The organism is Mesorhizobium sp. M1A.F.Ca.IN.022.07.1.1 (genome assembly GCF_003997575.1).
GTDB lineage: Bacteria > Pseudomonadota > Alphaproteobacteria > Rhizobiales > Rhizobiaceae > Mesorhizobium.
The window spans coordinates 1-6,226 of sequence record NZ_RZST01000337.1; the positions used below are offsets into that span (position 1 = coordinate 1).

General features: G+C 65.0%; 9 protein-coding genes and 1 pseudogene. 8 read left to right on the forward strand and 2 right to left on the reverse strand.

Going from position 1 to position 6,226, the window contains the following annotated elements:
• Positions 1-244: 244 nt before the first annotated feature.
• Positions 245-712, reverse strand: coding sequence for a carboxymuconolactone decarboxylase family protein (locus EOA75_RS26945; protein ID WP_095800063.1), 468 nt, complete (start codon positions 710-712; stop codon positions 245-247).
• 136 nt (positions 713-848) lie between these two features.
• Here EOA75_RS26945 and EOA75_RS26950 point away from each other — a divergent pair, with 136 nt between their 5' ends.
• Genes EOA75_RS26950 through EOA75_RS26960 form a run of 3 tightly spaced genes read left to right on the forward strand, consistent with a single transcriptional unit; the run spans position 849 to position 2,985 of the window.
• The gene (locus tag EOA75_RS26950) at positions 849-1,493 is read left to right on the forward strand and encodes a TetR/AcrR family transcriptional regulator (protein ID WP_245466748.1); all 645 of its coding nucleotides are present in this window, start codon (positions 849-851) and stop codon (positions 1,491-1,493) included.
• 12 nt (positions 1,494-1,505) lie between these two features.
• Positions 1,506-2,129, forward strand: a complete 624-nt coding sequence (locus EOA75_RS26955) for a hypothetical protein (RefSeq protein ID WP_095823631.1) — start codon at positions 1,506-1,508, stop codon at positions 2,127-2,129.
• A gap of 7 nt (positions 2,130-2,136) precedes the next feature.
• Positions 2,137-2,985 carry a 23S rRNA (adenine(2030)-N(6))-methyltransferase RlmJ gene (locus EOA75_RS26960; protein ID WP_127325590.1) on the forward strand — a complete coding sequence of 283 codons (849 nt, stop codon included), beginning with the start codon at positions 2,137-2,139 and terminating at the stop codon, positions 2,983-2,985.
• A gap of 24 nt (positions 2,986-3,009) precedes the next feature.
• Here the strand turns inward: EOA75_RS26960 and EOA75_RS26965 are convergent, their stop codons facing one another.
• Positions 3,010-3,765: a helix-turn-helix domain-containing protein gene (locus EOA75_RS26965; RefSeq protein WP_127246195.1), complete on the reverse strand. Its 756-nt coding sequence runs from the start codon at positions 3,763-3,765 to the stop codon at positions 3,010-3,012.
• Between the two features lie 181 nt (positions 3,766-3,946).
• Between EOA75_RS26965 and EOA75_RS26970 the strand changes: the two genes are divergently transcribed.
• From EOA75_RS26970 to EOA75_RS35235, 5 genes and pseudogenes are all read left to right on the forward strand, one after another.
• Positions 3,947-4,369 carry a VOC family protein gene (locus EOA75_RS26970; protein WP_095800059.1) on the forward strand — a complete coding sequence of 141 codons (423 nt, stop codon included), beginning with the start codon at positions 3,947-3,949 and terminating at the stop codon, positions 4,367-4,369.
• Between the two features lie 24 nt (positions 4,370-4,393).
• Positions 4,394-4,756 (forward strand): DoxX family protein, encoded by a 363-nt coding sequence (locus tag EOA75_RS26975; protein ID WP_095800058.1) that lies wholly within the window; start codon positions 4,394-4,396, stop codon positions 4,754-4,756.
• Between the two features lie 110 nt (positions 4,757-4,866).
• Entirely contained in the window at positions 4,867-5,319 is a 453-nt protein-coding gene (locus tag EOA75_RS26980; RefSeq protein WP_095800057.1) for a hypothetical protein, read from the forward strand.
• A 202-nt stretch (positions 5,320-5,521) separates the two neighbouring features.
• Positions 5,522-6,100, forward strand: coding sequence for a TetR/AcrR family transcriptional regulator (locus EOA75_RS26985; RefSeq protein ID WP_127242320.1), 579 nt, complete (start codon positions 5,522-5,524; stop codon positions 6,098-6,100).
• Positions 6,097-6,226, forward strand: a pseudogene (locus EOA75_RS35235) (EamA family transporter); the annotation flags it as partial. The gene EOA75_RS26985 and the pseudogene EOA75_RS35235, both read left to right, overlap by 4 nt.

Sequence of the window (6,226 nt, forward strand, 5' to 3'; positions counted from 1 at the left end):
TTAGCTCGCCAACAGGTAGATATGGCGAGCCCGCAGGCCCTGTCTGCGAAACGCGCTTTCCGAATTGATCGGGGCTAGGCGGCCGTGGTGACGACGGCTCCGCAGCCGTGCTGTCCGGCACGCCGAGATGGCCTCCCGGCATCGCCACCACTCTGAGGTGCACCAAAAAGGGGAGCACAAGGAGCAGCGCAGGTTGGACAACTGGACGCCGTGCATTCCTGTTTCTACTCCTCATAGCCTCTCCCTATTCTCCGCCCATCTCCTTCTTGAACTGGGCGAAGTCGACCTGCATGCCGTTGAAGATGGTGCTCCAGTGGCGGGTCAAGGCGGCCAAGGCGACTGCCTCCTGGATCTCCTCGTCGGTGGCGCCGGCGCGTTTGGCGTTCTCGGTGTCCGACCAAACACAATAATTGCAGGGGATTTGCGCCGCGACCGCCAGCGAGATCAGCGACTTCACCTTCGGCGGCAGCGCTGTCTTGTCGCTGATCTCGATTGCCTTGACCTCTGCCCACGCGCCGGGCAGACCGGCTTTCGGGAACTGCTTCATGAAGCCGGGCACGCCCCCAATGGCCGACTGGATGTCCTTGATGGCGGCGTCGTAGTCGTCGGCGCCGGCAGGCATGGTCAAGGCCGCGGTGAACGCGATAGCGGCGAGCAGCGAGGCGGAGCGAAGGCAGGAGTGCGCGCTTGAGATGATGCGAATGACAGGCATGGTGTTCTCCTCTGGTTTTTGTTAGCCTTACGGTGTAAGGTGATTTGGAACATGAACCTTACAGTGTAAGTTGTCAAGCGGCGCCATGGACTCACCGAGCAAGAAAATCCGAACCCGCGGAAAATTGTCCCGCGAGATGATCGAGGACGCGGCCTTTGAGGTAATCGAGCGGGAAGGGCTCTCCGGCTTCTCGATGCGCAAGCTCGCCGTCAGGCTCGGCTGCGAGGCGATGAGCATCTACCATCACTTTCCCTCGCAGGCGCATCTCTACGAGGCGCTGGTCGATCGCCAGATGAGCGGGCTCGTGATCCCCGATGACAGCCTTCCTTGGCGTGAGCGGGCGCGCATCGGTATGCAGGAATTCCGGCGTGTGGCGACGGAGCATCCGGCCTTCGCGCCGTTCATCGTCGTCTATCGCATGAACTCGCCGCCCTGCCTCGCCAAGTTGAACGCCATCATCGGCCTGTTCGAGGATGGCGGCTTCGGACCTGAGCTCAGCGCCCGTCTGTTCCGCGCCGCCGGTTATTATCTGATGGGCGCGATCCTCGACGAGACCGCCGGCTACGCCAAGGGGCCGTCGGCGGTCACCACGGTCAGCGACGAAGAATTGCAGCGCGACTATCCCAGTGTCGTGGCGGCCGCGGCTTATTTTGGCACAAGCGGTTTCGACAAGACTTTCGAGCTTGGCCTGGAGATGTTTCTGGACGAGATGGAGCGGATTCGCGACGCTGCCCGGGACGAGGCCGCCAAAAGTGGCGATCGCGCCCGCAAGAAACTCTAACCAGGGCTTTCAATGCGCTTCCTCTCGGTTCTTGTCCTCATCGCCGGCGCTGCCATCGGGGTCTTTTATCCCTGGGCGGTGAGCAATTTCTCCGGCCATGCGATCGGCACCTGGCGCGTCTACGAGGGCGGCCGCTTCCGGCCGGCGACCGTACGGCTCGCTGCGCGCGACGCGCCTGTTCGCGTGCTGGTCGACCTCACCGCGCGTGCCGAGCGCGTCGCCTCGCAGCAGCACACGGTGCTGACGCTGACCGCGGCAAGCGGCGGCCGCACGGCGCTCGCCTCGACGCTCTCCTTCAACCACACCGACAATCCACGCCAGGTGAGCCCGCAGCTGCCCGACAAGATCTTTCGCGACGAGGCCGGTGTGATAGAGACGGTCACGCCGGGCGCTTACGTCTTCACTGTCGGTCCGGGCGATGCGGACGGGATCGACATGCGCGCCGTCGACCTGATCTTGCGTGCGGGCACCGGCTCGGTCGACGAACGCGCGCAGCCGGCCGGTTACACGCTGATGGGAGTCGGCTTGGCTGGACTGGTGCTTTCGCTGGTCTTTGGGCGCGGCAACAAGCCGCCGCAGAATCCCAACTCGCAGCCCCCGCCGCCGCGCTGGGGCCGCGGCGGTTCGCAAAGGTGAAGGCGGCATGAATTATCGCCACGCCTACCACGCCGGCAATTTCGCCGATGTCGTCAAGCACGCGGTGCTCAGCCGGCTGGTCGAGTATCTGAAGCAGAAGGACAAGGCCTTTCGCGCTATCGACACTCACGCCGGCATCGGCCGCTACGATCTCGCGTCGGTGGAGGCCGGCAAGACGGGTGAATGGCAGGGCGGCATCGGCCGGGTGTCCGAGGCCGCGCTCGAGCCTCGGACGGCGGCGCTGCTTCAGCCCTATCTGGAAGCGGTGCGCTTGGAAAATCCCGACGGCGGTCTGCGCCGCTATCCCGGCTCACCGCTGATCGTGCGCCATCTCCTGCGCAAGCAGGATCGGCTTACGGCGATCGAGTTGCATTCCGAGGACGCTGCGCGGCTCAAAGCCGTCTTCGCCGGCGACATCCAGACCAGGGTGATCGAGCTCGACGGCTGGTTGGCGCTCGGCGCGCATCTGCCGCCGAAGGAAAAGCGCGGGCTCGTGCTTGTCGATCCGCCCTTCGAGGAGGAGGGCGAGTTCCAGCGTCTCGTCGAGAACCTGCGCCGAGCGCACCGGCGCTGGCCGGGCGGCATCTACGCGCTCTGGTATCCGATCAAGGATCGCAAGGCGGTCGCCGCCTTCCGCGCCGCGCTGAAGGAGACAGGCATTCCAAAACTGCTCGACATCGGCTTCGAGATCCGGCCTGCCTCGAGCGAACCGAGCCTCGACGGCAGTGGCCTTGTGGTGGTGAACCCGCCCTTCACGCTGGAGGCCGAATTGCGGCTGATGCTGCCGGCCTTGCATGGAGTGCTTGCCGTCGAACAGCCGTCGCGCTGGACGATCGAATGGCTGGCCGGTGAGTGAGACCGGGACCAGCCGAAGACTGACCTACGCCAGCGCCGAGGGTGTCACGCCGGTCAGCCGCCGGGTTTCGCGGATCAGATGCGCCTGGTCGGCGTAGCCGGCCTCGATGGCGAGCAGCGCGGTCGAGGCATCGCTATGCCGTCGCTGCAGGCGCCGGAAGCGGTGGAAGCGCAGGATGCGGTCGAGCGTCTTCGGACCATAGCCGAAAGCGTCCTCGAAACGCCGGCGCAGCGTCCGCTCGCTCATGTTGAGGCGGTTGAGCAGACAGGGAACCAGCGGCATCTCCGGCGACAGGCCTTCATCAATGAGGTCGAAGGCCCTGCCCATCAGCGCATCGAGCGCATCGCGCCCCTCTGTATGCGCGCCGACTTCATTTTCCAACTGCCGCACCATGCCGGCGAGGTCGGGCGCGGCCTTGACGCGATCCGACAGTTCGCGGGCACGCGTACCCCATAAGTCCTGGAGGCTCAGCCGCCCGCCGACGATTTCGCCGGCCGGCAGGCCGAGCCACCCGGCGGCCGCGCCCGGCCGGAAACGGAAGCCGATGATCACCGACCCGGGGGGAAGGCGCTCGATCTGCGGCTCCTTGTCCGGTCCGGCCACGCGGAAGCGACCTTCGATCCATTGCAGATCGATGGTCGCGTCCGGCGTGACGACGATTGGCGGGACGTCCTGCTTCGCCATGCGATGCACCCAGACGACGGAGAAGGCGCCGGCCAGGCCTCGCGGGACGGGCCGTTCCCGAAAGAAGCCGGTGGTCTGCGCCAGGACCGCTTCCATATCTTCTCCGATCTGCTTCGGCGTCCTCTGGCGGATCCGCTTCGGCCATTTTGGCCGAAATCTTCAATGCGGGTCGCGTCCGCCGTGGCAAAACAGATGCAGCCTCTTGGCGCGTCCAGCGCCTTCACTGCGCCGCATCCGGTCGCGGATGTGGTGACGAATATAGAAGGGAGTGAGAGAAATGAAAGCTCGCATCACCGTCTTCACCCTTGGCGTCGACGATCTGGAGGCGTCGCTCAAATTCTACCGCGACGGCCTGGGCCTGCCGACCGAAGGCATCATCGGCCGCGAGTTCGAGCATGGCGCCGTCGCCTTCTTCGAGCTTGCCGGCGGCTTGAAATTCGCGATCTTCGAGCGCGCGAACATCGCCCTCGACGCCACCGTGCCGCAGAGCGGCCGCAGCCCGACCGAGTTCACCATCGGCCACAACGTGGCGAGCGAGGCCGAGGTCGACGCGACCATGGCCGAGGCCGTCAAGGCCGGCGCGCGCGTCGCCAAGCCGGCGCAAAAGACCTTCTGGGGCGGCTATGCCGGCTATTTCCAGGATCCCGACGATCATCTCTGGGAAGTCGTCTACAACCCCGCTTTCATCCCGAAGGATTGACCCGGAAGCCTGCAGGAGGTCGACATGTCGATCGATACCATTCAGGCGATAGGCGCGCTTCTCATCGGCGGCGTGTTCGTCTTCGCCGGCATCGAGCACTTCCTGAAATTCAAGGCTATGTGCGACTATCTGGCGAGCCGGAAGTTTCCGGCTCCCGCTGTCATGCTGGCAGCCGGCTCAGCCCTCGAAGTCGTCGCCGGCCTGATGCTTGCGCTCGGCCGTGCCGTGCCTTTCGCCGCCGGCGCGCTTGTCCTGTTCACGCTGTCGACGAACGTCGCGCTGCTGCGCTTCTGGGAGTCCGAAGAGCCGGAGCGGCAGGTGCTGCGCAACGCCTTGCTGATCAACCTGGCCGTCGTCGGCGGACTGCTGGTGGCGGGAACCGTCTGACAGCCGGACCGCATCTGGAACGATGATTTGGGAAACCATTGTCTTCACAACCGCTTGACCGCCGCCAAGCGAATCCGCACAGTGCGCGCAACCGACCTTGAGAGGCTGTCATGACTCGCTTCGCCCGTTCCGCCCTTGCCGCGCTGATTTCGCTTCTGACGCCGCTTGGCACGTCGCTTGGTTTCACCCAGGCAGCGCAGGCCGCCGACGTTGCCGTTTTAACCGAGGATGACGGCAGCGTCTGCGCCGAGGCCTGGGTGCTGAGCAAGATCACCGATCGCTTCAGCTATCAGGTTCATCATGTGCCGCACCTGCCGGATGTCGCGATCACCGATTTCCATAACATCCGCCTGCATCGTTATCTGCCGTCGAGCGAGAGATGGCCGATCGGCCGGCACTATTGCCGCGCCACCGTCAGCCTGTCGGACGGCCGCGACCGCTCGATCTTCTACCTGATCGAGGAAGGCCAGGGCTTCGCCTCGATCGGCGACAATGTCGAGTTCTGCGTCTCCGGCTTCGACCGCTGGATGGTTTATAACGGCCGCTGCCGCGTGCTTCGGTAAGAAGCCGCCGATCCATTCCCCGGCCTGCGGCCTTCAGGCCGCAGGACACTCAGTGCGGCCCGCCGACCGCATCAGTCCGATCGCGAATATTGTGAGCTTGCCGGCTATCGCCGGAAGCAAATCGGCTAATCGGCCGCCAATTGACAACTGTCGAACCGTTGCCTAAAAAGAGACAGACCTGTCTCATCACGCGGCAGCATAAATGCCCTCATCGCCCTCCGCCAAACGCCAGCATGTCGTCGACACCGCGTATTCGCTGTTCAAGCGCGACGGCTTCCACGCCACCGGCATCGACCGAATTATTGCCGAGGCCAACATCGCCAAGATGACGATGTACCGCCACTTCCCGGCGAAGGACGAGCTAATCGTCGCGGTGCTCGAGCACCGCGCGGCGCGTTTCGAACGCCAGCTCGACCGGCTGGCCGCGACGGCGGAAACGGCGGAAGCGAAGATCTTAACGATACTGGACTGGCACGAACGCTGGTTTCGCGATCCGGACTTCCACGGCTGCCTGTTCGCGCACGCGCTCGCCGAGTTCGGCGATCCCGATCATCCGGTGTTCAAGGCAGCCAGCCGCCAGAAGAACGGTTTGCGGGCGCGCCTGCGCGCCATCCTGGAAGAAGAGATGCCGCCGGAGCGGGCCGAGGGCGTCGCCACGGCGCTGCTGATGCTGATCGAGGGCGCGACGCTGCTGGCCCAGATGGGGGAGGCTGATGCCGCCATCGCCAATGCGCGCAAGGCGGCTTCCGCCATCCTCGCCGGCGCGCAGGTCCCCCAATGAACGCGACGGTCGTTGGGCTCGCGCTGTCCGCGGCCATTTTGCATGCCAGCTGGAACGCCTTCCTACGGACCGGGGCCGACAGGCTGTGGACGGTCACGGTCATGAGCTTCTCGAGCACTGCCGCTG